Annotated in this window: 24 protein-coding genes; 23 read left to right on the top strand and 1 reads right to left on the bottom strand. The window is 68.0% G+C overall.

All coding sequences use genetic code 11. The annotated features are described in order from the left end of the window. Positions 1-3: 3 nt before the first annotated feature. From OJI97_RS16030 to fabG, 4 genes are read left to right on the top strand one after another with little or no spacing between them, the layout of a single operon-like run. Positions 4-831 (top strand): LD-carboxypeptidase, encoded by an 828-nt coding sequence (locus OJI97_RS16030; protein ID WP_297665118.1) that lies wholly within the window; start codon positions 4-6, stop codon positions 829-831. Between the two features lie 45 nt (positions 832-876). Next, on the top strand, positions 877-1,815 hold the full coding sequence (gene fabD, locus OJI97_RS16025) for an ACP S-malonyltransferase (protein ID WP_297665116.1): 939 nt from the start codon (positions 877-879) through the stop codon (positions 1,813-1,815). A 31-nt stretch (positions 1,816-1,846) separates the two neighbouring features. Next, the gene (locus tag OJI97_RS16020; RefSeq protein WP_297665114.1) at positions 1,847-2,266 is read left to right on the top strand and encodes a GxxExxY protein; all 420 of its coding nucleotides are present in this window, start codon (positions 1,847-1,849) and stop codon (positions 2,264-2,266) included. A gap of 15 nt (positions 2,267-2,281) precedes the next feature. Then, positions 2,282-3,022: a 3-oxoacyl-[acyl-carrier-protein] reductase gene (fabG, locus tag OJI97_RS16015; protein WP_297665112.1), complete on the top strand. Its 741-nt coding sequence runs from the start codon at positions 2,282-2,284 to the stop codon at positions 3,020-3,022. Between the two features lie 193 nt (positions 3,023-3,215). Here the strand turns inward: fabG and OJI97_RS16010 are convergent, their stop codons facing one another. Then, positions 3,216-5,288, bottom strand: coding sequence for a TonB-dependent receptor (locus OJI97_RS16010; RefSeq protein WP_297665110.1), 2,073 nt, complete (start codon positions 5,286-5,288; stop codon positions 3,216-3,218). 195 nt (positions 5,289-5,483) lie between these two features. Between OJI97_RS16010 and OJI97_RS16005 the strand changes: the two genes are divergently transcribed. From OJI97_RS16005 to ftsZ, 19 genes are all read left to right on the top strand, one after another. Beyond that, positions 5,484-6,455: a cysteine synthase A gene (locus OJI97_RS16005; protein WP_297665108.1), complete on the top strand. Its 972-nt coding sequence runs from the start codon at positions 5,484-5,486 to the stop codon at positions 6,453-6,455. Next, complete coding sequence (locus OJI97_RS16000; RefSeq protein ID WP_297665106.1) at positions 6,452-6,805, top strand: hypothetical protein; 354 nt, start codon at positions 6,452-6,454, stop codon at positions 6,803-6,805. The genes OJI97_RS16005 and OJI97_RS16000 overlap by 4 nt, the downstream gene beginning before the upstream one ends. Positions 6,806-6,825: 20 nt before the next feature. Beyond that, complete coding sequence (locus OJI97_RS15995) at positions 6,826-8,028, top strand: hypothetical protein (protein WP_297665104.1); 1,203 nt, start codon at positions 6,826-6,828, stop codon at positions 8,026-8,028. Between the two features lie 296 nt (positions 8,029-8,324). Then, positions 8,325-8,825, top strand: coding sequence for a division/cell wall cluster transcriptional repressor MraZ (locus OJI97_RS15990; protein ID WP_297665102.1), 501 nt, complete (start codon positions 8,325-8,327; stop codon positions 8,823-8,825). Further along, complete coding sequence (gene rsmH, locus OJI97_RS15985; protein WP_297665100.1) at positions 8,822-9,814, top strand: 16S rRNA (cytosine(1402)-N(4))-methyltransferase RsmH; 993 nt, start codon at positions 8,822-8,824, stop codon at positions 9,812-9,814. Before OJI97_RS15990 ends, rsmH begins: the two co-directional genes overlap by 4 nt. Next, the gene (locus OJI97_RS15980) at positions 9,808-10,401 is read left to right on the top strand and encodes a hypothetical protein (RefSeq protein ID WP_297665098.1); all 594 of its coding nucleotides are present in this window, start codon (positions 9,808-9,810) and stop codon (positions 10,399-10,401) included. The genes rsmH and OJI97_RS15980 overlap by 7 nt, the downstream gene beginning before the upstream one ends. Beyond that, positions 10,398-12,092, top strand: coding sequence for a penicillin-binding protein 2 (locus OJI97_RS15975; RefSeq protein WP_297665096.1), 1,695 nt, complete (start codon positions 10,398-10,400; stop codon positions 12,090-12,092). Before OJI97_RS15980 ends, OJI97_RS15975 begins: the two co-directional genes overlap by 4 nt. Beyond that, complete coding sequence (locus OJI97_RS15970) at positions 12,092-13,534, top strand: UDP-N-acetylmuramoyl-L-alanyl-D-glutamate--2,6-diaminopimelate ligase (RefSeq protein ID WP_297665094.1); 1,443 nt, start codon at positions 12,092-12,094, stop codon at positions 13,532-13,534. Before OJI97_RS15975 ends, OJI97_RS15970 begins: the two co-directional genes overlap by 1 nt. Next, the gene (gene murF, locus OJI97_RS15965; RefSeq protein ID WP_297665093.1) at positions 13,531-14,907 is read left to right on the top strand and encodes a UDP-N-acetylmuramoyl-tripeptide--D-alanyl-D-alanine ligase; all 1,377 of its coding nucleotides are present in this window, start codon (positions 13,531-13,533) and stop codon (positions 14,905-14,907) included. Before OJI97_RS15970 ends, murF begins: the two co-directional genes overlap by 4 nt. Further along, positions 14,907-15,977 carry a phospho-N-acetylmuramoyl-pentapeptide-transferase gene (mraY, locus tag OJI97_RS15960; protein WP_297665091.1) on the top strand — a complete coding sequence of 357 codons (1,071 nt, stop codon included), beginning with the start codon at positions 14,907-14,909 and terminating at the stop codon, positions 15,975-15,977. Before murF ends, mraY begins: the two co-directional genes overlap by 1 nt. After that, on the top strand, positions 15,974-17,281 hold the full coding sequence (murD, locus tag OJI97_RS15955; protein ID WP_297665089.1) for a UDP-N-acetylmuramoyl-L-alanine--D-glutamate ligase: 1,308 nt from the start codon (positions 15,974-15,976) through the stop codon (positions 17,279-17,281). Before mraY ends, murD begins: the two co-directional genes overlap by 4 nt. A 4-nt stretch (positions 17,282-17,285) precedes the next feature. Continuing rightward, positions 17,286-18,521: an FtsW/RodA/SpoVE family cell cycle protein gene (locus OJI97_RS15950; protein WP_297665087.1), complete on the top strand. Its 1,236-nt coding sequence runs from the start codon at positions 17,286-17,288 to the stop codon at positions 18,519-18,521. A 10-nt stretch (positions 18,522-18,531) separates the two neighbouring features. Beyond that, complete coding sequence (gene murG, locus OJI97_RS15945; RefSeq protein ID WP_297665085.1) at positions 18,532-19,713, top strand: undecaprenyldiphospho-muramoylpentapeptide beta-N-acetylglucosaminyltransferase; 1,182 nt, start codon at positions 18,532-18,534, stop codon at positions 19,711-19,713. After that, positions 19,713-21,146: a UDP-N-acetylmuramate--L-alanine ligase gene (murC, locus tag OJI97_RS15940; protein WP_297665084.1), complete on the top strand. Its 1,434-nt coding sequence runs from the start codon at positions 19,713-19,715 to the stop codon at positions 21,144-21,146. The genes murG and murC overlap by 1 nt, the downstream gene beginning before the upstream one ends. A 151-nt stretch (positions 21,147-21,297) precedes the next feature. Then, positions 21,298-22,194 (top strand): UDP-N-acetylmuramate dehydrogenase, encoded by an 897-nt coding sequence (gene murB, locus OJI97_RS15935; protein ID WP_297665082.1) that lies wholly within the window; start codon positions 21,298-21,300, stop codon positions 22,192-22,194. Next, positions 22,191-23,114, top strand: a complete 924-nt coding sequence (locus tag OJI97_RS15930) for a D-alanine--D-alanine ligase (RefSeq protein ID WP_297665080.1) — start codon at positions 22,191-22,193, stop codon at positions 23,112-23,114. The genes murB and OJI97_RS15930 overlap by 4 nt, the downstream gene beginning before the upstream one ends. Further along, the gene (locus OJI97_RS15925) at positions 23,111-24,052 is read left to right on the top strand and encodes a cell division protein FtsQ/DivIB (protein ID WP_297665078.1); all 942 of its coding nucleotides are present in this window, start codon (positions 23,111-23,113) and stop codon (positions 24,050-24,052) included. The genes OJI97_RS15930 and OJI97_RS15925 overlap by 4 nt, the downstream gene beginning before the upstream one ends. A 3-nt stretch (positions 24,053-24,055) precedes the next feature. Next, positions 24,056-25,312 (top strand): cell division protein FtsA, encoded by a 1,257-nt coding sequence (ftsA, locus tag OJI97_RS15920; RefSeq protein WP_297665076.1) that lies wholly within the window; start codon positions 24,056-24,058, stop codon positions 25,310-25,312. Between the two features lie 151 nt (positions 25,313-25,463). Then, the gene (ftsZ, locus tag OJI97_RS15915) at positions 25,464-26,933 is read left to right on the top strand and encodes a cell division protein FtsZ (RefSeq protein WP_297665074.1); all 1,470 of its coding nucleotides are present in this window, start codon (positions 25,464-25,466) and stop codon (positions 26,931-26,933) included. Positions 26,934-26,993 lie beyond the last annotated feature (60 nt).

The raw sequence follows: 26,993 nt of genomic DNA, 5'->3' as shown, positions 1-26,993 counted from the left end.
GCTATGCGCATCGGAATCGTCGCTCCCTCCACCCCCATATTGCCCGATGATGCCGAGGCAGTGCGCGCGATCGCGGCGATCGGCTATCCCGATATCGACCTCATCTTCGACGAGCAATGTTTCGCGGTCCACGGCCATTTCGCGGGCGAGGACGGGCATCGCTTCGCGGCGCTGGTCGAAATGGCGAACCGCCCCGACATCGACGCGATCTGGTTCGCGCGCGGCGGTTATGGCGCGTGCCGGATCGCCGAGGATGCGGTCGCGGCGATGACCGATGGCGCGCGGCGCAAGGCCTTTCTCGGCTATTCGGATCAGGGCAATCTGCTCGGCGCCCTCTATCGCGACGGCTTCGACCATGTCGCGCACGGGCCGATGGTCGCCGACATCCGGCGCGAAGGCGGCGATGCCGCGGTGATGCGCGCGCTCGACTGGCTGGTCGCGCGCGATCCGGCGGCGTGCGAGCCGGGGCTGGCGCATGGCGCGCGCCACGCGGCGTTCAACCTGATGACGCTGTCGATGCTGCTCGGCACGCCGCTCGAGCCCGATCTTGCGGGACATGTGTTGCTGGTCGAGGAGGTGAGCGAATATCTTTACGCCTTCGACCGCGCCTTCTTCCATGTCGCGACGTGCCTAGCGCCGCGCGGACTCGCCGGGCTGCGGCTGGGGCGGGTTAGCGACGTGCCCGCGAATGACCGGCCGTTCGGCCTGGAGGCCGAGGAGATCGCCCGCGACTGGTGCGCGCGCACCGGCATTCCATGGCTCGGCCGCGCCGACATCGGGCACGACGCGGCGAACAAGGTCGTGCCCTTCGGCTTGCATCGCGCAGGGTGAGGCAATAGGCGCGGGGGTGATAAATCACATCACAGGGGACGCAACATGCGCGCATTCATCTTTCCGGGTCAGGGCAGCCAGGCGGTCGGCATGGGCAAGGCGCTCGCCGATGCGTCGCCCGTGGCGCGCGAGGTGTTTCAGGAGGTCGACGAGGCGCTCGGCCAGAATCTCTTCAAGCTGATGAGCGAAGGGCCCGAGGATCAACTGACCCTCACCGAAAATGCCCAGCCCGCGATCATGGCGAATGCGGTCGCTACGCTGCGCGTGCTGGAGAAGGAGGGGGGCGTGACGCTCGCCGCCAAGGCCGCCTATGTCGCGGGCCACAGCCTCGGCGAATATAGCGCGCTCTGCGCCGCGGGCGCCTTCGACCTTGCGACCGCCGCGCGGCTGCTCAAGACGCGCGGGCAGGCGATGCAGGCGGCGGTGCCGGTCGGCGTCGGCGCGATGGCGGCGCTGCTCGGCGCCGACATCGACACCGCGCAAAAGCTCGCCGACGCCGCGGCCGAGGGCGAGGTCTGCACCGTCGCCAACGACAACGACCCGTCGCAGGTCGTGATCTCCGGCCACAAGGGCGCGATCGAGCGCGCGGTCGCGCTGGTCAAGGATTTCGGAATCAAGCGCGGCGTGCTGCTGCCGGTGTCGGCGCCTTTCCATTGCCCCTTGATGCAGCCCGCCGCCGACGCGATGGCCGAGGCGCTCGGCGCGAACCCGCCCGCTGCGCCGCTGGTGCCGGTGGTCGCGAACGTCACCGCGAGCCCGGTCAGCGACGCCGACACGATCCGCGACCTGCTCGTCCAGCAGGTCACCGGCCGCGTCCGCTGGCGCGAGAGCGTCGGCGCGATGGAGGAGATCGGCGTCGGCCAGTTCGTCGAATTCGGCGGCAAGGTGCTGTCGCCGATGGTCAAACGCAGCGCATCGGGCGAGGTCGAGACGGTCAGCGTGATTTCGATGGACGATATCGAGGCGCTGCTGAAGGTCTTTTGAGGTTCACGCGGAGACGCGGAGGCGCGGAGATATGGCGCAAGACATTGATGTCGTGAGCGGCGATGTGCTGGATTTGTCGCTTCGCATCCATCGGGACCTTGGTCCCGGCCTTTTGGAAAGCGTCTATGAAACCGTGCTGGCCGGCAAGCTGGCGGCTGCAGGTTATAAGGTCGATCGGCAAAAGCCGATCGACATATTCTTTGAAGACATGCGCTTCGATGCCGCCTTTCGGATCGATTTATTGGTCGATGACCGGCTTCTTGTCGAAATCAAATCCGTCGAACGGCTTAATGCGGCGCACGGCAAACAATTGTTGACCTATCTGCGTTTGACTCGTCAATCGGTAGGACTTGTCATAAATTTCGGCGGTGCGACCCTCAAAGAGGGTGTCCGTCGCATCGTCAACGATCATAAACCCTCCGCGTCTCCGCGTCTCCGCGTGAACCGGTAAAATATGGAGACTTTAATGTTCGATCTCACCGGCATGACTGCCCTCGTTACCGGCGCTTCGGGCGGCATCGGGTCTGCCATTGCGCAGGCGCTCGTGGCGCAGGGCGCGCTGCTGGCGGTGTCGGGGTCCAACGCCGACAAGCTGAACGCCTTTCGCGATAGCCTTGGCGGCGATCATGTCGCCTTGCCGTGCGACCTTGGTGACGCGGCGGCGGTCGATGCGCTCGTGCCGTCGGCGGTCGAGGCGCTGGGGCAGCTCGATATTCTCGTCAACAATGCCGGGGTCACGCGCGACAATCTGATCATGCGGATGAAGGACGAGGAATGGTCGGACGTGATCCGCATCAACCTCGAAGCCAATTTCCGCCTCGCGCGCGCGGCGGCGAAGCCGATGATGAAGGCGCGCTTCGGGCGCATCATCTCGATCACCAGCGTCGTCGGGGCGACGGGCAATCCGGGACAGGCCAATTATGCGGCATCGAAGGCGGGGGTCACCGGCATGACCAAGGCGCTGGCGCAGGAACTCGCGAGCCGCGGCGTCACCGCGAACTGCGTCGCGCCGGGTTTCATCGCCACCGCGATGACCGACGACCTGCCCGACGCGCAGAAGGAAGCGCTCAACCAGCGCATCCCGGCGGGGCGGATGGGCGAGGGCAGCGATATCGCGGCTGCGGTCGTCTATCTCGCGTCGAAGGAGGCGGGGTATGTCACCGGGCAGACGCTGCACGTGAACGGTGGGATGGCGATGCTGTCGTAAGGCGGCGTTGGGACGTTCGCGACGGAATGGTTGCTGGCGAGCGATGGGCGACGTTGAGCATCTCCTAACGTCGTCATTCCCGCGAAAGCGGGAACCCAGTGTGGGATCAGCCGACGCACGCCCTGGGTTCCCGCTTTCGCGGGAATGACGAAAGTGGGGAGTGTCCGCTTCCCACCCCAACAGCGAACCCCTGCTAGAAACTCGCGCGCGCGGTGATCCGGATGTCGCGGCCGGCGAGGGGGACATAATCCTTGGTGAAGCTGGCGTGGCGGCGGGCGTCGACGTCGAAGATATTGTCGGCGGCGAGCGTCAGCGACAGGTGCCGGGTCTCCGGCAGCGGGCGCCAGGTCAGCGAGGCATTGACCAAAGTGAAGCCCTTGGTCGGCGTCTCGAACGCCGCGATGCGATTCTGGTCGTCGGTCCATTCGACCTCGGCGCGTGCGTCGAGCCGTTCGCTCGATGCCTCGATCCCGCCGCGGACGCGCAGCGGCGGAATGCGCGGCACATAGGGGCCGTCGACGATCTTCGCGCGCGTCATGTCGGCGGTCGCGTCGGCGCCGATATGGAAGCCGCCGATCTGCGCGAGCGGCGCGGCGCCCTCGAACTCGAAGCCCCAGACGCGCGCCTTGTTCTGGCGGAACTCGAACAGGGGCAGGTCGTCGGCGATCAGCCCGGTGTCGGTTTCATAGATGAAATTGTCGAACCGGCTCGCATAGCCGGTGAGCCCCGCCGACCAGCCGTCGCGCTTGAATTTCAGCGAGGCTTCGCCGCCCCAGCTCGTTTCCTTGGCGAAATTCGGATTGCCGCGCTCATAGGTCAGCGTCGCGGCGTGCGGGCCGTCGGAGAGCAGCTCCTCGGCCGAGGGCGCGCGTTCGCTGCGCGAGATCGAGACGCTGGCCTTGAGCCCGTCGGCAAGCTGATAGCTGATCCCCGCCGCGCCCGACAGGCTGCTGAACGAGCGGTCGAAGCCGATGCTTTCGGCGCGAACCTGCGACTTTTCGAGGCGCAGCGCGCCTTCGAGCGTCACCGGACCGCGTTCGAGTTCCTGCAAGGTGAAGGCCGCGATGCGCGTCGTCTCGTTGGCGGGCAGGAACGCCTCGTCGCCGATCGCTGCGAAGTCGCGGAAGCTGTATTGGACGCCGCTCGCGCCGCGCCAGCCGCCGCGGTCGTTCTGCGCCAGTTCGGCGCGCGCCTCGATGCCGCGGTTGGTGAAGCGGGTGCCGGGCTCGCCATCGTCGAATTCGGTATGGGCATAGTCGGCATAGGCGCCGCGGACGCGCAATTTCTCGAACAATCCGTCGCCGAGCTCGACCTCGCCGCGCAGGTCGACGCGATACTGGCGCGCCTTGATCGTCGGCACCTCGTCGATGTCGGCGCGCGGCGGGATGCCATATTCGTCCGCGAGATAGCCGAAGCTGATCCCGAGCGAGCCGCCGTCGTCGATGAAGGCGGCGCCGACCCCCGCGCTCTTGCTGGTGCTCTGGCTGTTCGGCACCTTGCCGCGGCTGTTCGCGGCGTCGGTCAGCCGCGCCGCCTCGTCGGCGTCGCCGTCGGCGCTCGCGTCGGCGGCGAGGTCGAGCAGATGCGCGCGAAGAGCGGGGGCATAGATCAGCCCGCCGACGCGGACATTGTTCGAATCGCGATAATTGCCGTCGGCATGAACGACGAAGCGCTGGCCGACCGGCACGTCGATCGAGGCACCGGCGCTCTTGTCGTCGGCGGCGGTGCCATAGCTCGCGAGCGCGTCGAGGTGGAACGGGCTTTCGGGGATGCTGCGCGGGATGCGGCGATCGAAGACATTGACCGCGCCGCCGACCGCCTGGCTCGAAAAGAGCAGGACCGAGGGGCCGCGCAGGATTTCGATGCGCTCGGCGGTCAGCGGATCGATCGACACCGCATGGTCGGCCGAGGTCGAGGAGGCGTCGATCGCGCCGAGCCCGTCGACCAGCACGGCGGCGCGCTCGCCCGAAAAGCCGCGCAGGATCGGGCGCGAGGCGCCGGGAGAGAAGCTGCTCGACGACACGCCGGGCTGCGAGGCGAGGGTGTCGCCGATCTGGCCGCGGATGTCTTGCGCCAGCTTCTCGCCCTCCATCACCGAGACATTGCCGAGGATGTCGAGGCTGCGGACATAGGGCGCGGTGACGACGATCGCCTGGTCGGTGTGATAATCATCGTCGCCGGTCGGCTGCGGCGCGGCGTCCTGCGCAAAGGCGGGGGCGGCGATCATCAGGGCAAGCGTGAAACCGGCGGTGGAGAGAAGGCGCATGAAGGGGATTCCTGTTGTTCGGGACAGTAAGTCGCCGCTGCCAGTAATGATATACTGTTACAATGACAAGGGCAGCGCAGCGGCGATGGCTGCCGTTCGTCGGTGCTCGTGCCCCGTTGGTCGACAAAGCGGGCCTGTCCATGGAGCAAGCGAAGCTGTCTTGCGGCGCTGGGGCGGCGGTCCTAGATCAGGGACATGACTATTGCCAAAACCAGCCTGGACCTGATCGGCAACACCCCGCTCGTCCTGCTCGAAGGCCCCAGCAAAGCGACGGGATGCGAAATCTGGGGCAAGTGCGAATATGCGAACCCCGGCGGATCGGTGAAGGACCGCGCCGCGCTCTATATCGTCCGCGATGCCGAAGCGAACGGCAGCCTGCGCCCCGGCGGCACGATCGTCGAGGGGACGGCGGGCAATACCGGCATCGGGCTGGCGCTCGTCGGCAATGCGCTCGGCTACAAGACGATCATCGTCATGCCCGACAATCAGAGCGCCGAGAAGATGGCGACGATCCGCGCGCTCGGTGCCGAGCTGGTGCTCGTGCCACCCGCGCCCTTCGCCAACCCTGGCCATTTCGTCCACACCTCGCGCCGCATCGCCGAGGAAACCGACAATGCGATCTGGGCGAACCAGTTCGACAATATCGCCAACCGCAAGGCGCATATCTTCGGCACCGCCGAGGAGATATGGGAGCAGATGGACGGCCGCATCGACGGCTTCACCTGCGCCGCGGGCACCGGCGGGACGATCGCCGGGACGGGACTGGGCCTCAAGGCAAAGGACGCCGACATCACGATCGCGCTCACCGACCCGCACGGCGCGGGGCTTTATAATTATTATCAATGCGGCGAGTTGAAGCCCGAAGGGTCGAGCGTCGCGGAAGGCATCGGGCAGAACCGCATCACCGCCAATCTGGAAGGGGCGCCGATCGACACCCAGTTCCGCATCTCCGACGAAGAGGGGCTGAAGGTCGTGCGCCAGTTGCTCGACGAGGAGGGGCTTTGCCTCGGCCTGTCGTCGGGGATCAACGTCGCGGGTGCGATGGCGCTGGCGCGGCAACTGGGGCCGGGCAAGCGGATCGCGACAATCCTTTGCGACAGCGGCTTTCGCTATCTGTCGACGCTCTACAATCCCGAATGGCTCGCCAGCAAGGGGCTGGCGGCATGACGGCCGGCGGCCCCTCCGCGTCGACTCCGCCCGCGCCGGTGAACGATTCGATGCGCCGGCTTCAGATCGGGATTGCCGGCTTGCTCACCGTGCTGCTGCTCGTCGGCATGGCGGGGCTCATCGGCGATCGCGCGCGCCAGAATGCGGCGCAGGAGGCCCCCGGGACGGCGCAGATGGCGCCGCTCGATGCCGCGAAGGCCGGCAGCGCGCCGCTCGAGGAGCTGGGCGTGCAGCCGGTGTCGAAGGACCAGAATGAAGTCGGCGGCGTGAAGGCGCCGCAGCCGGTTCCGGCGGTTCCCGATCTCGAACCCGATCCAGCGCTCGCGCGGGCCCGCCAATCGAAACAGTGACTGCGCGCCGCCGCCCGGCCGTGCTGGACGCCGCCGTTGCGGTGTCGGCGTTGCTTGCGCTGGCATGGTTCACGGGCGGGCAGGCGGCGCTCGGGCGGATCGATCCGGCGCTGGCGCTGCCGTGGCTGGCGCTGGTGTGGGTGCCGCTGGCGCTGGTCCAGAACCACCGTGTCCCCGCGAAGGCGGGGACCCATCATCCGCCGGTTCCAAATAGCACCGGCCGGAGATGGGCCCCCACCTTCGCGGGGGAGCACGGCTTTTTCCATACCATGATCCTGCTCCTGCTGGCGCAGGCAATCCTTGCGCTGATGCTCGCGGGGCAAATGCCTTGGGCACAGCTGGCGCTGGTTGGCGTCGGAGCGGCGCTGGCCGCATGGCTCGCCACTCGTCTCGCGCGGTGGCGCGCGGGCAGGGCGATGCGGGGCATCGCCGCGCTGCTGCTGATCGGCGCGTGGTTTGGCGGGTCGCACCTGCTGCTCGCAACCCTCTATCGCACCCCGCCCGCCGCGGGCGCGCCCGTCACCATGCTCACCGGCCTGCCGCTGCGCTGGTCGGCGGACGGCGGCATGGCGGCGATGATTGCCGAGGGCGCAAACGACGACCCGGCTTTGCGGCGGATCGAGGCGGCGGGGCCGGTGCGCCTGATCGACAGCCTGATCGACCATCCGCCCGCGCCGGGCGGCACGCTGTTTCTGGCGCATCCGCGCGCGCTCGCGCCGCGCGAGCTGGTGGCCGTCGATGCTTTCGTGCGCGGGGGCGGGCGTGCCGTCATCCTTGCCGATGCGCTGTCGGGCTGGCCGGCGCGTCATCCGCTCGGCGATCCGCGCAATCCGCCGGTCACCAGCCTGCTGACCCCGCTGCTCGATCATTGGGGCGTGACGCTCGGCGCCGCGCCGACGGGCGAGGGGAGGCCGCTGGCGGCCGATGTCGAGGGCGCGCGGCTGCGCCTGTTCAGCGCCGGGCGCTTCGAGCGGTTTCCCGCCGCCTGCCGGGCCCATGCCGGCGGCCGCATCGTCCATTGCCGTATCGGCGGCGGCGAGGCGTGGCTGATCGGCGACGCCGACCTGCTCTTTGCGCCGCTATGGCAGCCGGCGCCCGGCTGGGCGGCGCATTTGCGGCGGGCCGACACGATGGAATGGCTCGCCGCGCGCCTCTGGCCGGCCGCGCCGCGGGCGATCCTTCGCCCCATATGGATTCGCGCCATCGAACAGGCGGGCGAATAGGCGGGCGAAAGCAAAGGCTTCGCGGCCGCTCCCGCGACCGATTCTCCTCTCATTCCCAAGCTTCGGGCTCCGCATTGCGGCGTCCGGACCCGTTTTCGCACTCATTTCACCCCGAAATCACCTATTTGGGGCGTAATATCCCTATCTCACCCTAAAATACCCCTTTCCACCCCGATGGAGTCTTGATAGGCAGGAATCGGAGAGGGGCAATCTCCGCCTGAGTCTTTCGGCCCGAATCTGTCGATTCCGGGCGCAGGGAAATATTGCCCGGTGGCGCGAGACAGGGGGCTTCAGCGATGGCAGTTGTGACGCCCGGCCGTTACTCGGGCACCAACTTTGCCGCGATCGATGGCAAGGGACGCATCGCCGTCCCCTCGCAGTTCCGCAACAATGTGCCCCTCAATGCGGACGGCCAGCGCGTGCTTTGGGTCGGCTTCCACGAAAAGCTGCCGTGCCTCGTCGCCTATGGGCAGGATCAATACGATCGCCTGTCGGACGAGATCGAGCGCGACCGCGACACCGCGCTGACCCGCAACCTCGATTTCGACGAGGACGAGGCGTTCAAGAAGCGCTTCAGCTATACCGAGGCCTATACGCTCGACGACAGCGGGCGCTTCCTGCCCAATTTCACCGCGCGCGACCGCGTGGGGGAGGCGGGGGCGACCGCCTTCGTCGGGTCGGGCCGCCGCTTCGAGATATGGTGGCTGCCGAGCCTCGCCGAATGCGCCGAGGCCGACCCGGTGCTGCGGCGACTGGCCGGGGCCTGGGAAGAGACCAAGGGGAAGGCGCGAAAGTGACCGAGCTTCCCGCCGACCTTCCCCGGGACCCCCGCCACGATCCGGTTCTCCGCGAAGAAGTCATCGCCGCTCTCGCCATCGCCCCCGGCGAGCGTCATGTCGATGCGACTTTCGGCGCCGGCGGCTATACGCGCGCGATGCTGTCGGCGGGCGCCGACGTGATTGCCTGCGACCGCGACCCCGACGCGATCGCCGAAGGGCAGGCGCTGGTCGCCGAGGCGGGTGGCCGGCTGACGCTGATCCACGGCCGCTTCGGCGAGATCGACCGGCTGCTCGCCGAGCGCGGGATCGAGGCGGTCGACGGCATCACCTTCGATATCGGCGTCTCGTCGATGCAGCTCGACCGCGACGCGCGCGGTTTCTCCTTCCAGAAGGACGGCCCGCTCGACATGCGCATGGCGCAGGAAGGCGAAAGCGCCGCCGAGTGGCTCAACCGCGCCGATGAGGAGGAGATCGCCGACGTCCTCTATCATTATGGCGACGAGCGCCAGTCGCGCCGCGTCGCGCGGGCGATCGTCGCCGCGCGGCCGCTGGCGCGCACCGGCGAACTGGCGACGGTGATCCGCAAGGCGCTCCGTCATCCGCCCGGCGCGCCCAAGGACCCGGCGACCAAGAGTTTTCAGGCGATCCGCATCCACATCAACGGCGAGCTTGACGAACTGGTGCAGGGCCTCGCCGCCGCCGAGCGCGTGCTGCGCCCCGGCGGCCGCCTCGCGGTGGTCAGCTTCCACAGCAGCGAAGACCGTATCGTCAAGAATTTCCTGCGCGAACGCAGCGGCGGCGACGCCGGCGGTTCGCGCCACCGGCCCGCGCTCCAACCTCCGGCGCGGGCCGCAACTTTCGATCCGCCCGCGCGCAAGGTGCGCCCGTCGAAGGCGGAAGAGGCGCGCAATCCGCGCGCGCGTTCGGCGACGCTGCGCAGCGCGGTGCGCACCGCGGCCCCGGCCTGGCCCGGCCAATCGACTATGAAGGAGTCCATGTCATGCTGATGGCGGCCCGCAAGCTCCAGGGAATCGGCCTGGTCCTGCTCGTGCTCCTCTTCGCGATGGCGCTTTATCCGGTCTCGCTCAAGGTTGCGGCGACGCGCAGCGAACTGACGCGGATCGAGCGCCAGATCGACCGGACGCAGGCGAATATCCGCTATCTCGAATCCGAGCTCGCGGTGCGCGCCTCGATGCGCCAGCTCGAACAGTGGAACGCCGACAGCTTCGGCTATTCGGCGCCGTCGGCCTCGCAATATCTGGAGAGCGAGCGCCAGCTCGCCTCGCTCGACGGCCTGCCGCGGGCGCGCGGCGCCAACGAGGTCGCGCCGGTGCTGATGGCGATGGTGAGTCCGGTCGGCGCCCCCGCGACGGCGGCGACCGAAAAGCCGGCGGCGAAGCCCGCCGCTGAGAAGCCCGTCGTTCTCGCGCAGGCCGAAACCGGCGTGCAGAGCGATTCGCCGCCGCGCATGGCGCCGACCCGCCGCCGCGAGCAGCTCAAGATGATCGAGGATCAGCTCCTCGCCGAATCGACGCTGGCCGACCTCAAGCGCGCCGCGGCGCGCGAGGCGAAGGAGGGCCGCACCGCGCCATGAACACGCTGGTCGTCCGTCCGGCCCGGGTGCGCACCGCTGGGGTGCGGCAGCAGATATTGCTGACCGCGCAGCAGCGGCTGATGATGCTCATGCTGTTGTTCATGGCGGCCTTTTTCCTGATTTCGATGCGTCTGCTGTTTTTCGCGCTGTTCGACACCTCGTCGGGGCACGGCAATGGCGCGACCGCCTTCATTCCTGCGCGCGCCGACATCGTCGACCGCAACGGCGTGCCGCTGGCGCGGACGATCGACGGCTATTCGATCCGCGTCGTGCCGTCGAAGCTGCTCAACAACCGGCAATATCTGGCCGACGAGCTGGTCAAGATCTTCCCCGACACCCCGCGCGAGGAATTTCTGGCGAAGCTCAGCGGTCCGCGCCCGACCTATATCCGCCGCCGCGCGTTGCCCGATCAGGTCGCGGCGGTGAACGCGATCGGCGATGTCGGGTTCGATTTCCCGCGTGAGAAGGAGCGGCTTTATCCGCAGCTCAGCCTTGCGGCGCAGGTGCTGGGCTTCACCGACGCCGAGGGGCATGGCGTCACCGGCGTCGAAGGCGCGTTCGACAAGCAGCTCACCGACAAGGCGACGCGCGGCGAACCACTCACCCTGTCGATCGACTCGCGCGTCCAGGGCGTGCTCGAAAGCGAGCTCGGCAATGCGGTGACCAATTTGGAGGCGATCGGCGGCGCGGGCATCATCCTCGACGTCCACACCGGCGAGGTGCTGGCGATGACCTCGCTGCCCACTTATAATCCGAACAAGCTGATCGCCGGCGACATGGCCGCGCGCCGCAACGCGGTGACCTATAATCTCTACGAGCTGGGATCGGTCATCAAGCCATTGTCGATCGGCGCCGCGATCGACGATGGCGTCGTGACCAGCATGGCGAAACGCTATGACGCGACCAAGCCGCTCGCGATCGCGGGGTTCCATATTCGCGATTCGCACATGATGGGACGCTGGCTCAACGTGCCCGAGACGCTGATCCACAGCTCGAACATCGTGACGGCGCAGATCGCCGACCAGCTCGGCAAGGAAAAGATGGAGGCGATGTTCCGCAGCATCGAATTCAACAAGCGTCCGGCCATCGAACTCAAGGAACGCGCCTTTCCGCTGTGGCCCAGGGAATGGGGCCGGCTGTCGACGATGACGACCAGCTATGGCCACGGCATCGCGGTGACTCCGCTGCATCTCGCAAATGCCTATGCTGCGCTCGTCAACGGCGGTATCTGGCGCCCCGCGACGATTGTGAAGCTCGGCGACAAGGCGCCGCCGCAGGGGCATCGCGTCTTCAAGGCGTCGACCAGCGCGCGGATGCGCCAGCTCCTTCGCCTGATCGTCTCGGACGGCACCGGCCGCCAGGCCGACGCGCCGGGCTTTCGCGTCGGCGGCAAGACGGGCAGCGCCGAAAAGCCGGGCGCGGGCGGCTATCGCCGTCACTCGCTCGTCTCGACCTTCGCCGCCGTTTTCCCGATGGACAATCCTCGCTACGTCGTCATCGCGATGATCGACGAGCCGAAAGGCAATGCCTTCAGCTCGGGCCAGCGCACCGCGGGCTATACCGTCGCGCCGGTGGTCAAGAAGGTGGTGATGCGCGCCGGGCCGATGCTGGGCGTCTTCCCCGACGAAAGCCGCGACGTCGACGTGTCCGAACTGACCCCGCTGCTCTGGAAGAACGGGGAAAGCGAATAATGCGCCTGTCCGCGCTGCTCGACGATCATGGTCTGGCAGGGGCGGACCCGGTGGTGACCGGGCTCGCGATCGACCATCGCAAGGTCGCCCCGGGCACGATCTTCGGCGCCTTCGCCGGCGAAAGGTTCAACGGCGAGGATTTCATCCCCGCAGCCGTGGAGGCCGGGGCGATCGCCGTCGTCGCGCGGCCGGAGGCGAAGGTCGAGAGCGCGGTCCATATCGCCGACGCCAACCCGCGCCGCGCCTTCGCGCATATCGCCGCGCGCTTCTTTCATCGCTTTCCCGCGACCTGCGTCGCGGTGACCGGCACCAACGGCAAGACCTCGACGGTCGAGATGACGCGCCAGCTCTGGCGGATGGCGGGCTTTCATGCCGCGTCGATCGGCACGCTGGGCATCACGACGTCGAACGATAGCGCCTCGACCGGGCTGACGACGCCCGACATCGTCACTTTCCTCTCGAACATGGCGGGCCTCGCCGCCGAAGGCGTGACCCACGCGGCGTTCGAGGCGTCGAGCCACGGTCTCGACCAGTATCGCACCGAGGGGTTGCGGGTGAAGGCGGCGGCGTTCACCAATTTGAGCCACGACCATCTCGACTATCATGGCGATATGCACAGCTATCTGGCCGCCAAGATGCGTCTGTTCCGCGAGGTGGTCGATGCCGATGGCACGGCGGTGATCTGGGCCGACGATGCCTTCGGGTCGCCTGCCGCCGAATATGAGGCCGAGCAGCGCGGCCTGCGCATCATGACGGTGGGGCGCGAAGGCAGCGCCCTGCGCCTCGTCTCGCGCGAGCCGACCCAGCTCGGCCAGTCGCTGCTGATCCAGGCGGGCGCGCTGGCGCAGAAGGTCACGCTGCCGCTGATCGGCGCCTATCAGGTCGCCAATGCGCTCGTCGCGGCGGGGCTGGTCATCGCGACCGGCGGCGACGTGCAGCAGACGCTCGCCAATCTCGCGCGGCTCCAGCCGGTGCGCGGGCGCCTCGAACGCGCGGCGATCACCAGGGCGGGCACGCCCGTCTATGTCGATTATGCACATACCCCCGATGCGATCGAGGCGGCGCTCGACGCGCTGCGCCCGCACGCCGCGGGCCGCCTGATCCTCGTCTTCGGCGCGGGCGGCGACCGCGATCAGGCGAAGCGCGCCGAAATGGGGCGGGTCGCCGCCGCCAAGGCCGATGTCCTGATCATCACCGACGACAATCCGCGCGGCGAGGACCCCGCCGCGATCCGCGCCGCCATCGCCGAGGGCGCGCCCGATGCGCAGATCATCGGCGACCGCCGCGCCGCCATCGCCGCCGCGATTGCCGAGGCGCGCGCCGACGACATCGTCTGCATCGCGGGCAAGGGCCACGAGCAGGGCCAGATCGTCGGGCGCGGCGATGCGATGCGCGTCCTTCCCTTCGACGATGTCGCGGTCGCGCGCGAGGCGGCGGCATGAACCCGCTGTGGACCGCGCGCGCCGTCGCGGCTGCTACGGGAGGCACCGCCAGCGCCGACTTCACGGTGCAGGGTGTCGCCTTCGATTCGCGCGAAGTGACGAAGGGCGACCTGTTCATCGCGATGAAGGGCGAGGCGACCGACGGCCACAACTATATCGACAAGGCGATCGCCGCGGGCGCGGCGGGAATCGTCTGCGAAACCGAAATCGATTTCCCGCACGTCCGCGTGACCGACAGCGTCCAGGCGCTGAACGCGCTCGGCACCACATCGCGTGCACGCAGTCACGGGTGGATCATCGGTGTCACCGGATCGGCGGGCAAGACCGGGACGAAGGAGGCGCTGTTCGCGGCGCTCGATCGCTTCCGCCCCGGCAAGGCGCATCGCTCGGTCAAGAGCTACAACAACCATGTCGGCGTGCCCTTGAGCCTCGCGCGGATGCCCTCGACCGCCGACTTCGGCGTGTTCGAAATGGGGATGAATCACGCGGGCGAGCTTGCCGCGCTGACCCGCATGGTGCGCCCGCACGTCGCGATCGTCACCACCATCGCGCCCGCGCATATGGAGTATTTCGGCAGCGAGGAAGCGATCGCCGACGCGAAAGGCGAGATTTTCGAGGGGCTGGAACCCGGCGGCACCGCGATCCTGCCGTTCGACAGCCCGCATTATGCGCGGCTCCGCGCCAAGGCGGAGCGCCATGCCGCGCATGTCGTCAGCTTCGGGCTGGGCGAGGGCGCCGACGTCCGCGCGGTCGACTGGCTGCCCGACGGGCAGGGCGGATCGCTCGTCACCGCGCAGGTGCAGGATGCGCTGCTCTGCTTCACCATCGCGCAGGCGGGCGCGCATTGGGTGTCGAATGCACTCGCGGTGCTGGCGGCGGTCAAGCAGGTCGGCGGCGATCTGCCCGCCGCGGGTCTCGCCTTTGCCGAGATGGGCGGGCTTGCGGGGCGCGGCGCGCGCCACCGGGCTCAGGTGCCCGGCGGCTCGATCCTCGTCATCGACGAAAGCTATAACGCCAATCCCGCCTCGATGGCCGCGACGATCGAACAGCTCGCGGCCGAATCCGGCGATCGCAAGGTGGCGATATTGGGCGCGATGAAGGAACTTGGTTCGGGCGGCGAAGCCTATCACGCCGCGCTCGCGGCTCCGCTCGTCGCGGCGGGCGTGCGGTTCGCCCTGCTTGTCGGCGAAGAGATGGCGCCGCTCGCCAAAGCGCTTGAGGGACGCATCGAATTCGAGCATGTGGCCGCCCACTCGGCCGCGACCGCGCGGCTGAAGGACTTGATCCGCCCCGGCGACGCGGTGCTGGTCAAGGGGTCGAACAGCGTTGGCCTGTCGCATGTGGTGACGGCGCTGACCAACGGGGATTATTGATGTTATATTGGCTGGCGGAATGGCTGGGCTTTCCGGGGGCTTTGAACCTCATCCGCTATCTGAGCTTTCGCTCGGGCGCCGCGGTCGCGACCGCGCTGATCATCGGCCTGTGGATCGGGCCGCGCTTCATCCTGATGCTGCGGATGCGGCAGGGAAAGGGGCAGCCGATCCGCGACGACGGCCCGCAAAGCCACCTCGCGAAAAAGGGCACGCCGACGATGGGCGGGCTGATGATCCTGATTTCGCTGATGATCTCCGCCCTGCTGTGGATGGACCTGTCGAACCGCTTCGTCTGGGCGTGCCTGTTCGTCACCGGCGGCTTCGCGGCGGTGGGCTTCCTCGACGATCTCGACAAGGTGACCAAGGCCAGCCACCGCGGGATTCCGGGGCGGGTGCGGCTGTTGATCGAGTTCGCGGTCGCCGCGGTCGCGGTGCTGCTGATCGTCTCGCGCACCGGCACCGACCTGTATCTGCCCTTTTTCAACGACGTCTATATCCCGCTCGGGCCCTTTTATTATGTCTTTGCGATGGTGCTGATCGTCGGCTTCGGCAATGCGGTGAACCTGACCGACGGGCTCGACGGGCTCGCGACCTTTCCGGTGATGATCGCCAGCCTGACCTTCCTCGTCATCGTCTATCTGTCGGGTAACGTGAAATTCGCCGGCTACCTCGGCATTCCGCACGTGCCGGGGGCGGGCGAGCTGGCGATCTTCGCGGCCGCGATCATCGGCGCGTGCCTTGCCTTTCTGTGGTTCAACGCGCCGCCCGCCGCCGTCTTCATGGGCGATACCGGCAGCCTCGCGCTCGGCGGCGCGCTCGCGACGGTCGCGGTGACCGCGCAGCACGAGCTGGTGCTCGTCCTCGTCGGCGGCCTGTTCGTGGTCGAGGCACTGTCGGTGATCATCCAGGTCTTCTGGTATAAAAGAACGGGCAAGCGCGTCTTCCGCATGGCGCCGATCCACCATCATTTCGAGCAGCTCGGCTGGCCCGAATCGACCGTCGTCATCCGCTTCTGGATCGTCTCGATCATCCTCGCGCTCGCGGGGCTCGCGACGCTCAAGCTGCGGTGATCACCGCGCGCGCCTTTGCCGGCCGCCGCTATGCGGTGCTGGGGCTGGCGCGCTCGGGGCTGGCGACGGTCGAGGCGCTGGTCGCCAGCGGCGCGGGCGTCACCGCGTGGGATGACCGCGAGGAAGCGCGCGACGAGGCGATGGCGCTGAACGCCGACATCGGCGACCCGCTCGAAATCGATCTCGTGGGTTTCGCGGGTGTCGTCGTGTCGCCGGGGGTGCCGCTCAACCGCCACCCGATCGCCGCCCACGCGCGCGAGACGCAGGTGCCGGTGATCGGCGACGTCGAGCTTTTCGCCGAGGCGCGTCCCGATCTGCCGCCGCACAAGGTCGTCGGCATCACCGGCACCAACGGCAAATCGACCGTCACCGCGCTCGTCACCCATATGCTCGAAAGCGCGGGGGTGCCGACGCTGATGGGCGGCAATATCGGCCTGCCGATCCTGTCGCGCGACCCCTTGCCGGAAGGCGGCGTCTATGTGCTGGAATTGTCGAGCTATCAGATCGACCTCGCCCACAGCCTCGCCTGCGACGTTGCGGTGCTGACCAATCTGACCCCCGATCATCTCGACCGCTACGACGGCTTCGCGGGCTATGCCGCGTCGAAGGCGCGGCTGTTTTCGCTCCAGCACCAGGGTCAGGTCGCGATCGTCGCGGTCGACGACGATCCGTCGCGGATGATCGCCGGGCGCATCAATCACCGTCTCCACCGCGTCTCGGCAAAGGACATCGATCCCGCTGACCAGGCGCGCTGGCCCGCGCTGCAAGGCCCGCACAACGCGCAGAACGCGGTGTGTGCGATCGCCGTCTGCCGGACGCTGGGGCTGAACGACGAAGAGATCGAGCGCGGGCTCGCCACCTATCGGGCGCTCCCGCATCGCATGGAATGGGTCGGCGAAGCCGCTGGCGCCCGCTGGTACAACGACAGCAAGGCGACCAACGCGGCTTCCGCTGCACCGGCGCTGGCGGCCTTTCCGCCGGCGCCGGACCAGCGTCTGCACTGGATCGCCGGGGGGCAGGCCAAGGGCGACGGCCTTTCCGCCTGCCGCCCCTGGTTCGGCCACGTCAAGCGCGCCTATCTGATCGGCGAGGCGATGGAGGCTTTCGCGGCCGAGATCGGCGAGGCGATCCCGGTCGACCGGGCGGGCGACCTTGCGACCGCGGTCGCGCACGCGGCGGCGGCGGCCGGGCCGGGCGACATCGTCCTGCTCTCGCCCGCCTGCGCGTCGTTCGATCAGTTCCGGGACTATGAGCAGCGCGGCGACGCGTTCCGCGACCTCGTTCGAGCGTTGGGAGATGGATGAGGATATGAGCGGGGGGACCGACATGAATGCGACCGAACGCCCGGTCATCGCCGCGACGACGCGGACGGCGAAGCGGCGCGGCCCGCGCCTCAGCCGCGCCGACCGCACGCCGCTCGGCCTCTGGTTCTGGGAAATCGACCGGGTGCTGCTGCTGCTCGTCTCGATGCTGATCGCGGTCGGACTGGTCGCGGTCGCGGCGGCGTCGCCGGTCGCGGCGCAAAAGCTGTCGACGACGACCGCCAGCCTCGACCCGCTCTATTATTTCTATCGCCAGCTCATGTGGGTGATCGTCGGCGTGCCCGTCATGCTCGGCGTGTCGATGCTGCCCAAGGCGCAGGCGCGGCGCTTCGCCATTTACGGCACCATCACCTTCCTCTTCCTGCTGTTCCTCGTGCCGCTGATCGGCACGTCGGTGAACGGCGCGCAGCGCTGGATCGGCAGCGGCGTCTTCCGCCTCCAGCCGTCGGAATTCCTGAAACCCTTCTTCGCGGTGTCGCTGGCGTGGATCCTGTCGCTGCGGCTGCATGACCAGAGCCTGCCCGTCGTGCCTTTATCTTTCGTGCTGACCGGCATCATCGGCATATTGCTGATGGGCCAGCCCGACCTCGGGCAGACGATCATCTTCCTCGGCACCTGGCTGGTGCTGGTGATGGTCGCGGGGCTTTCGATGCGGATCATCGGCATTCTCGCGGCGGGTGGTTTCGCGGGACTCGTCGTCGCTTACTTCACCTATTCGGTCGCCAACCAGCGCATCAACAGCTGGCTGTTCGGCGAGGGCGACAGCTTTCAGGAGGATCGCGCGCACGCGACGATCACCGCGGGCGGGCTGATCGGGACCGGCCCCGGCGCGGGGCTCGCCAAGTTCAAGCTGCCCGAAGCGCACACCGACTATATCTTCTCGGTCATCGGCGAGGAGTTCGGGATCATCGCCTGCATCGCCATCGCGATCCTGTTCCTCGCGATCATCGTCCGCGTTCTCGTCCGCCTGCTCGACGAGGAGGATAGTTTCCAGATTCTCGCGGTTGCCGGGCTGATCGCGCAGTTCGGCGGGCAGGCGACGATCAACATGGCGGTGAACACCCAGCTTTTCCCGTCGAAGGGCATGACCTTGCCCTTCATCAGCTATGGCGGCTCGTCCTTCATCGCGCTGTCGATCGGCATGGGTTTGCTCTTGTCGCTGACCCGGCGAAACCCCTATGCCGCGCGGGTGTCGATGACCCGCAACTGGAACAAGCGATGAGCGCCCGAACATGACAGCAACGCGCCACTTTCTGCTCGCCGCCGGGGGGACCGGCGGCCACATGCTGCCCGCCTATGCCCTGGCGGGCGAATTGATTGCGCGCGGGCACCGCGTGGCGCTGGTCAGCGACGACCGCGGCCTCAAGATTCCGGGCGCGCCTGCCGAACTCGAAACGCATGTGCTGCCCGCCGGCCGCGTCCATGGCGGCCCCATCGGCTGGGTGAAGGCCGCGCTTGCGATCCGCAAGGGGCGCAGGCAAGCGATCGACCTGATCCGCACCTTCGACCCCGCGGTCGTCGTCGGCTTCGGCGGCTATCCCTCGCTTCCGAGCCTGCTCGCGGCGGGATCGACGAAGCGGCCGCGCGTGATCCACGAACAGAATGCGGTGCTCGGCCGCGTCAACCGGATGATGGCGCCGCGCGTCGATGCGGTCGCGGTCGCCTACCACAATATCCAGCGCTTCCCCGCCGGGCATGAGATGAAGCTCCACATCACCGGCAATCCGGTGCGCGACGAGATTATCGCGATCCGCGAGGACGGTTTCCCGCCGCTGCCCGAGGATGGCATCTTCCGCCTGCTCGTGGTCGGCGGCAGTCTCGGCGCGACGGTGCTCAGCGACGTCGTGCCCGCCGCCATCGCGATGCTGCCGCGCGCGTTGCTCGACCGCCTGCAGGTCGTGCAGCAGGCGCGCGAGGACGACATCGCGGCGGTGCGCGCCAAATATGCCGAACTCGGCGTCGCCGCCGAATGCGCGCCCTATATCGCCGATTTTCCCGAGCGGCTGCGCTGGGCGCATCTGGTGATCGCGCGCGCGGGCGCCTCGACCGTCGCCGAACTCGCCTGCGCCGGGCGGCCCGCGATCTTCGTTCCCTATCCGCACGCGATGGACGATCATCAGACCTATAATGTCGTCGATATGGTTCAGGCGGGCGGGGCAATTTCCTTCCAGCAGCCCGATTTCACCGCCGCCGAGGTCGCGAAGCATATCCAGCGCATGGCGCTCGAACCCGGTGCGCTCGAAGAGGCGGCCGAGCGCGCCGCGAGCTGTGGGCTTCCCGATGCTACGCGCGATCTTGCCGACCTGGTCGAATCCTTCGCCGCGCCGCCGATGATGGACGTGATCCGCGTCGGCGCCCCGGCGCGCGCCGCCGTCGCCGGCGGCATCGCCGCCACCCGCGCGGGAGACGCCTGATGCGCGGCGTCGCGACCGATATCGGCATCATCCACTTCATCGGCATCGGCGGCATCGGCATGTCGGGGATCGCCGAGGTGATGCACAATCTCGGCTATCAGGTGCAGGGCAGCGACATCGCCGACTCCTATGTCGTCGAAGGCCTCCGGAAACGCGGGATCAAGGTCGCGATCGGGCACGAAGCAGCGAACGTCGAGGGCGTGGCGGTCGTCGTCACCTCGACCGCGGTCAAACGCGGCAATCCGGAGGTCGAGGCCGCGCTCGCGCACCGCATCCCCATCGTCCGCCGCGCCGAGATGCTGGCCGAACTGATGCGCCTCAAATCGACCGTCGCGGTCGCCGGGACGCACGGCAAGACGACGACGACCAGCCTCGTTGCCGCCTTGCTCGATGCGGGCGGCGTCGATCCGACGGTGATCAACGGCGGCATCATCAACAATTACGGCTCGAACGCGCGGCTCGGCGCGTCGGACTGGATGGTGGTCGAGGCCGACGAGAGCGACGGCAGCTTCCTGCGCCTCGACGGCACGATCGCGGTCGTCACCAACATCGATCCCGAACATCTCGACCATTATGGCAGCTTCGACGCGATCAAGGGCGCCTTCGTCGAATTCATCGAGAATGTGCCCTTCTATGGCGCCGCGATGCTCTGTCTCGATCATCCCGAGGTGCAGGCGATCATCCCGCGCATCCGCGACCGCCGCATCGTCACCTATGGTTTTTCGGCGCAGGCCGACGTGCGCGGCACCAATGTGACGCCGGGGCCCGACGGCAACCGCTTCGACGTCGTCGTGCGCGACCGCGACGGGAACAGCCGGACGATCGAGGGCATCCATTTGCCGATGTCGGGGCGCCACAATGTCCAGAATGCGCTCGCGGCGATTGCGGTGGCGCTGCATATGGGGGTCAGCGACGACAGGATTGCGTCGGGCTTCAAGGGCTTCGCCGGGGTCAAGCGCCGCTTCACCAAGGTCGGCGAGATTGCCGCCGAGGGTGGCGTCGTGACGGTGATCGACGATTATGCCCATCACCCCGTCGAAATCCGCGCGGTGCTGTCGGCGGCGCGCGAGGGTGCCGGGGCAGGGCGCGTCGTCGCGGCGGTCCAGCCGCATCGATTTACACGTCTTCGCGATCATATGGACGACTTCCAGCAGGCGTTCAACGACGCCGACATGGTGCTCGCGCTGCCCGTCTATGCGGCGGGCGAAAGCCCGATCGACGGCGTGTCGTCGGACGCGCTGGTCGCGGGATTGAAGGACCGCGGGCATCGTCATGCATCGACCGTCGCGGATGCCGATGCACTGGCCGCGACGATCGGCGAGGCCGTGAAGGCGGGTCAACTTGGTGCTGGCGACAAGGTCATCTGCCTCGGCGCCGGCGACATCACCAAGATCGCGGCGGGGCTGGCAGCGGCGGTGGAGTTGGCGACGTGAGCGGCATGCACCCGATCCTCCCCGGAACGGGGAGGGGGACCATGCGAAGCATGGTGGAGGGGCGCGGGCAGGCGAACGCTGCGTGTGACCTCCCGTGCCCCTCCACCACCCTTCGGGTGGTCCCCCTCCCCCGTTGGGGGAGGATCGGCGCATGACCACCGCAACCGTCCCCAGCGTTCGCGGCAAGCTCACCCCCAAGGCCCCGCTGGCGCCGCTCGTCTGGTTCAAGTCGGGCGGCCCCGCCGACTGGCTGTTCGAGCCGAAGGACGCTGACGATCTCGCGGATTTTCTCCGCGACCTCGATCCGGCGATTCCGGTGATGGCGCTCGGTCTCGGCTCGAACCTGATCGTCCGCGACGGCGGTTTTCCGGGCGTCGTCGTCCGGCTCGGCAAGGCGTTCGCCAAGGTCGAAGCGATCGATACGACGACGCTGCGCTGCGGCGGAGGCGCGTCGGGTATTCTGGTTTCCTCGACCGCGCGCGACGCAGGCATCGCGGGGCTGGAATTTCTGCGCTCGATCCCCGGCACCGTCGGCGGTTTCGTGCGAATGAACGGCGGCGCCTATGGCAGCGAGGTCAAGGACATATTGGTCGAAGCTGAAGTCGTCTTGCGCTCGGGCGAGCGCCGGACGCTGCCGCTCGCGGACCTCGGCTACACCTATCGCCACAGCGAATTGCCCGAGGGCGCGGTGGTGATCGGCGCGACCTTCCGCGGTCGTCCCGGCGCGAGCGAAGCCATTCAGGCCGAAATGGACCGCATCGCGGCGAGCCGCGAAGCCTCGCAGCCTTTGCGATCCAAGACCGGCGGTTCGACCTTCAAGAACCCGGAGGGATACAAGGCGTGGCAACTCGTCGACGAGGCTGGGTGCCGCGGCTTCGCGGTCGGCGGCGCGCAGGTCAGCGAGAAGCACACCAATTTTTTGATCAACACCGGCGATGCGACGAGCGCCGACATCGAGGCGCTCGGCGAGGAAGTCCGTCGCCGGGTGAAGGCGAAGAGCGGCATCGCATTGCAATGGGAGATTCAACGCGTGGGTAAGCCCGTATGAGCCGGGGTCCGTGGCATGTCGCCGTCCTGATGGGCGGCTGGTCGGCCGAGCGCGAGGTGTCGCTGATGAGCGGCAAGGACATCGCCGATGCGCTCGAGAGCCGCGGTCACAAGGTCACGCGCATCGACATGGACCGCGATGTCGCGCTGCGGCTCGCCGAGGCGAAGCCCGACATCGTGTTCAACGCGCTCCACGGCGTTCCGGGCGAGGACGGGACGGTGCAGGGAATGCTTGACCTGATGGGCCTCAAATACACCCACAGCGGGCTCGTCACCTCGGTGATCGCGATCGACAAGGAATTGACGAAGCAGGCGCTGGTGCCGCATGGTGTGCCGATGCCGACGGGGACGATGGTCGACAGCGAAAGCCTGTTTTCAGTCGATCCGCTGCCGCGCCCCTATGTGCTGAAACCCGTCAACGAAGGCTCGTCGGTCGGGGTCGCGATCGTCAAGGACGACAGCAATTACGGCAACCCGATCGCGCGCGATGCGGTGGGGCCCTGGCAGGAGTTCGACCGCTTGCTCGCCGAACCTTTCATCAAGGGGCGCGAGCTGACCGTCGCGGTGCTCGGCGACCAGGCGCTCGGCGTCACCGAACTGCGCGTCAAGTCGGGCTTCTACGACTATGACGCCAAATATACCGAGGGACTGACCCAGCATGTCTGCCCCGCCGAAGTTCCCGCCGACATCGCGCAGCGGATGAAGGACCTCGCGGTCCAGGCGCACCGGCTGCTCGGCTGCAAGGGCGCGTCGCGTTCCGACTTTCGCTGGGACGACGAGCACGGCCTTGCCGGCATCTATCTGCTGGAGGTCAACACCCAGCCCGGCATGACGCCGCTCAGCCTCGTGCCCGAACAGGCGCGCGCGATCGGTATCGACTATGCCGAACTCGTCGAGCGCATCGTGGAGGAAGCCCTATGAGCAGCACGCGGATCAAGCGCGGCAAGGCGCCCCCGCGCCGCCCCGCGCGCGCGCCGAAGAAGCGGCGGAAAATCCAGAAGTCGCGGTTGAACGCGGTGATCAACGCGCTGCCCGTCAGCCCCGCGACGCTGCAGCGCGCCGCCAACTGGACGATCGGCATCGGCCTGGCCGCCGCGGTCGCGCTCGCCGCCCACGCGACCGGCGTGACCGCGAAGATCCACGAGGAATATGCGCAGGCGGTCGGCCGCGCGGGCTTTCAGGTCAAAAAGGTCGAGGTCGTCGGCGCCGACCGCATCGATCGGCTCAAGGTCTATGACATCGCGCTCGCGCAGAAAGACCGCTCGATGGCGGCGGTCGACCTTGAAAATGTCCGCCACGACCTGATGCAATATGGCTGGATCAAGGATGCGCGCGTCTCGCGCCGCCTGCCCGACACGCTGGTCGTCGACATCGTCGAGCGCACCCCGGCGGCGATCTGGCAGCATAATAATCGCCTGTCGCTGATCGACGCGAAGGGCGTCGTGCTCGAACCCGTCAGCGTCGCGACGATGCCCGACCTGCCGCTCGTCATCGGCCCGCACGCGAACCGCCGTGCGCAGGATCTCGATCGGCTGCTGGCCGAGGCAAGCTCCCTGAAGGAATTGCTCGCGGGCGCGACCTGGGTCGGCAACCGCCGCTGGGATTTGCGCTTCCGCAGCGGCGAGACGCTGTCGCTTCCCGAGGGCGAGGTCGAGGCGAAGGCGGCGCTCGCCAAATTCGCGCATATGGACGGCGCCAACCGGCTGCTCGGCCGCGGTATCCTGCGCTTCGATATGCGCGATCCCACGCGTTTCGTGCTGCGCCTGCCGCACGAAGGGCAGGTGGCGCCCGCGAAGCTCGACGATGCACATGATGCGGCCGATGCCGTTGCCGCCGCCGCTTCGGCGGAGAAGGGATAAGCCATGGCGCCGCCCCGCATCGAAAAGATCATCACCGCGCTCGACGTCGGCTCGTGGAAGGTCTGCGCGCTGATCGCGGGGCAGACCGCCGACGGCCAGCTCCACGTCCTCGGCACCGGCCAGCGCGAGAGCCGCGGCGTCCAGCGCGGCTATGTCGCCGACATGGAGCAGACCGAGCATATCGTGCGCGAGGCGATCGAACAGGCCGAACGGATCGCGGGGCTCAACATCGACGATGTCTGGGTCAGCTTCTCGGCGGGCAGCCTGCTGAGCGACGTCGCGCCGATCGAGAGCGAGCTCGGCGGCCACCGCATCGAGCAGGAGGATATCGACGACCTGCTCGCCGCCGGCCGCGCCGGGATCGATCCCGAGGGACGGATGATCCTCCATGCCCAGCCCGCGCTCTATACGCTCGACGGGCTCACCGGGGTCAAGAACCCGATCGGGCTCCACGCCGACCGGCTCGGCGTCGACATCCATATCATCATGGCCGACGGCGCGCCGGTGCGGAATCTGGAGGCGGCGGTGCGGCAGGCGCATCTTGACGTCAACGCCGTCGTCGCCTCGCCGATCGCCGCCGGGCTCGCCTGCCTGTCGGACGAGGAACGCGACCTCGGCGTCGCGCTCGTCGAGCTTGGCGCCGCGGTCACCACCGTCTCGCTCTATGCCGGCGGGATGCTCGTCGAGATGGCGTCGCTGCCCTTCGGCGCGAGCGACATCACCGACGACATCGCTTCGGCCTTCGGCATCCGCCGCAGCCAGGCGCAGCGGCTCCAGAGCTTCTACGGCTCGGCCTCGGCTTCCCCGCGCGACAATAACGAGATCATCGAGCTCGATCCTGGCGCGCCTGCGGGCAGCGATTCGCCGCGCATCACGCGGGCGCAGCTCGTCGCGGTGATCCGCCAGCGCCTCGACGCGATGATGGGCGACATCGGCCGGACGCTGAAGGACCTGCATTTCGTCGGGCCGGTCGGGCGTCAGGTCGTGCTCGTCGGCGGCGGCGCCGACCTGAAAGGCCTCGCCGACTACACGCAGAGTGCGCTCGGCCGCGCCGCGCGCGTCGGGCGGCCGCGCGGGCTGCACGGCCTGCCCGATGCCCATGGCGGACCGGCTTTCGCGACGCTCGCGGGTCTGGTTCTCTATGCCGCGTCGGACCCGGTGGACCTGCGCGATCTGCCGATGATGGCGCAGGATGTCTATCGGCCGAAGAACGCGGGCATCATCAATCGATTGATGGCCGCTCTCAAAAGCAGTTTTTGAACGACGGGCGTGGGAAAGGTTAATTTTTTGGGTGATTCCCACGTCACAATAGTGCAATGCGGTCACAGAATCCCGGACGGTGGGACTGACGTCCGGATGGGTCGCAAGGTGAGGGACGCGGCGCAGGTCCGCCGCACAGGGAGATTGGTTGATGAGCATCAATATTGGCCCGCCGCAGGTCGATGAGCTGAAGCCGCGGATCGCGGTCATCGGGGTCGGCGGCGCGGGCGGCAATGCCATCGCAAACATGATCGCCGCGCGGGTCGAGGGCGTCGATTTCGTCGTTGCCAACACCGACGCGCAGGCGCTCAACGCCTCGCCGGCGGAGCGGCGTATCCAGCTCGGCACGCAGATCACGCAGGGTCTGGGCGCGGGCTCGCGGCCCGAGGTCGGGCGCGCGGCGGCCGAGGAAAGCATCAGCCAGGTCGAGGAAGCGCTGAACGGCGCGCATATGTGCTTCGTCGCGGCCGGCATGGGCGGCGGCACCGGCACCGGCGCGGCGCCGGTGATCGCCAAGGCGGCGCGCGACCGCGGCATCCTGACCGTCGGCGTCGTGACCAAGCCCTTCACCTTCGAGGGCCAGCGCCGTATGCGGTCGGCCGAGGCCGGCATTGCCGAGCTTCAGGACCATGTCGACACGCTGATCGTCATTCCGAACCAGAATCTCTTCCTCGTCGCCAACCCGAACACGACCTTCAAGGAAGCGTTCACCATGGCCGACGAAGTGCTTCAGCAGGGCGTACGCGGCATCACCGACCTGATGGTCATGCCCGGCCTCATCAACCTCGACTTCGCCGACGTGCGCAGCGTTATGCGCGAAATGGGCAAGGCGATGATGGGCACCGGCGAAGCCGAAGGCGACGGCCGCGCGCTCGAGGCGGCGCAAAAGGCGATCGCCAACCCGCTGCTCGACGGCGTGTCGATGGCAGGCGCAAAGGGCGTCATCATCTCGATCACCGGCGGCGAGGACATGCGCCTGATGGAAGTCGACGAGGCCGCGAACCATATCCGCGAACTGGTCGATCCCGACGCGAACATCATCTGGGGCAGCGCCTTCAACGACAATCTCGACGGCAAGATTCGCGTGTCGGTCGTCGCGACCGGCATCGACAGCACCGGCGACACGTCGGCGCAGGCGGCGCCCGCGACGCGCAGCTTCTCGTTCCAGCCCGCGCGCACCGTCGCACCGGCTCCGGTCGCTGAGGAACCTGTCGAGGCGGCCGCGCCCGAAGCGCCGGTCGAGGCTCCTGTCGAAGCCGACAATGACCCGGCCCCCGGCTTCTCGCTCGGCGACGCGCCGCAGGCCGAGGCGCCTGCCGAGGCCGTTGCCGAGGAAGAACCGATGGAGCTCTCGCAGGTCGCGGCGCGCTATGACGATACCGCCGACGAGCTGGTGCTCAGCGAGCCCGAAGCTCCGACCGGCTATCAACCTGCCGCTCCGGCTGCCGAAGCCGCTCCGCACGCCGCACCTGCCGAGGATGCGCCTGCGCGCGCGCTCGGTGGTGGAACGCTGTTCGAGCGCATGTCGCGCCTGTCGCGCGGTTCGACCGCCGACCGCGAAGAGGGCAAGGAGGACGGGGTCGACATCCCGCGCTTCCTCGGACGCCAGAACAACCAGTAACAGGGCAGTAAGCGGCCGTTGCTCCGGGCAAGGCGGGCCTGAAATCGGGATGATCTGACG

The organism is Sphingopyxis sp. (assembly GCF_025869345.1).
GTDB lineage: Bacteria > Pseudomonadota > Alphaproteobacteria > Sphingomonadales > Sphingomonadaceae > Sphingopyxis.
Note: the sequence above shows the minus strand (reverse complement) of the source record. Positions and strands in the feature narration are given on the sequence as shown.

Coding starts and splice junctions, on each gene's coding strand:
- OJI97_RS16030 (WP_297665118.1), top strand. CDS start 4: ATGCGCATCGGAATCGTCGCTCCCTCCACCCCCATATTGCCCGATGAT.
- fabD (WP_297665116.1), top strand. CDS start 877: ATGCGCGCATTCATCTTTCCGGGTCAGGGCAGCCAGGCGGTCGGCATG.
- OJI97_RS16020 (WP_297665114.1), top strand. CDS start 1,847: ATGGCGCAAGACATTGATGTCGTGAGCGGCGATGTGCTGGATTTGTCG.
- fabG (WP_297665112.1), top strand. CDS start 2,282: ATGTTCGATCTCACCGGCATGACTGCCCTCGTTACCGGCGCTTCGGGC.
- OJI97_RS16010 (WP_297665110.1), bottom strand. CDS start 5,288: ATGCGCCTTCTCTCCACCGCCGGTTTCACGCTTGCCCTGATGATCGCC.
- OJI97_RS16005 (WP_297665108.1), top strand. CDS start 5,484: ATGACTATTGCCAAAACCAGCCTGGACCTGATCGGCAACACCCCGCTC.
- OJI97_RS16000 (WP_297665106.1), top strand. CDS start 6,452: ATGACGGCCGGCGGCCCCTCCGCGTCGACTCCGCCCGCGCCGGTGAAC.
- OJI97_RS15990 (WP_297665102.1), top strand. CDS start 8,325: ATGGCAGTTGTGACGCCCGGCCGTTACTCGGGCACCAACTTTGCCGCG.
- OJI97_RS15980 (WP_297665098.1), top strand. CDS start 9,808: ATGCTGATGGCGGCCCGCAAGCTCCAGGGAATCGGCCTGGTCCTGCTC.
- OJI97_RS15975 (WP_297665096.1), top strand. CDS start 10,398: ATGAACACGCTGGTCGTCCGTCCGGCCCGGGTGCGCACCGCTGGGGTG.
- OJI97_RS15970 (WP_297665094.1), top strand. CDS start 12,092: ATGCGCCTGTCCGCGCTGCTCGACGATCATGGTCTGGCAGGGGCGGAC.
- murF (WP_297665093.1), top strand. CDS start 13,531: ATGAACCCGCTGTGGACCGCGCGCGCCGTCGCGGCTGCTACGGGAGGC.
- mraY (WP_297665091.1), top strand. CDS start 14,907: ATGTTATATTGGCTGGCGGAATGGCTGGGCTTTCCGGGGGCTTTGAAC.
- OJI97_RS15950 (WP_297665087.1), top strand. CDS start 17,286: ATGAGCGGGGGGACCGACATGAATGCGACCGAACGCCCGGTCATCGCC.
- murG (WP_297665085.1), top strand. CDS start 18,532: ATGACAGCAACGCGCCACTTTCTGCTCGCCGCCGGGGGGACCGGCGGC.
- murC (WP_297665084.1), top strand. CDS start 19,713: ATGCGCGGCGTCGCGACCGATATCGGCATCATCCACTTCATCGGCATC.
- murB (WP_297665082.1), top strand. CDS start 21,298: ATGACCACCGCAACCGTCCCCAGCGTTCGCGGCAAGCTCACCCCCAAG.
- OJI97_RS15930 (WP_297665080.1), top strand. CDS start 22,191: ATGAGCCGGGGTCCGTGGCATGTCGCCGTCCTGATGGGCGGCTGGTCG.
- OJI97_RS15925 (WP_297665078.1), top strand. CDS start 23,111: ATGAGCAGCACGCGGATCAAGCGCGGCAAGGCGCCCCCGCGCCGCCCC.
- ftsA (WP_297665076.1), top strand. CDS start 24,056: ATGGCGCCGCCCCGCATCGAAAAGATCATCACCGCGCTCGACGTCGGC.
- ftsZ (WP_297665074.1), top strand. CDS start 25,464: ATGAGCATCAATATTGGCCCGCCGCAGGTCGATGAGCTGAAGCCGCGG.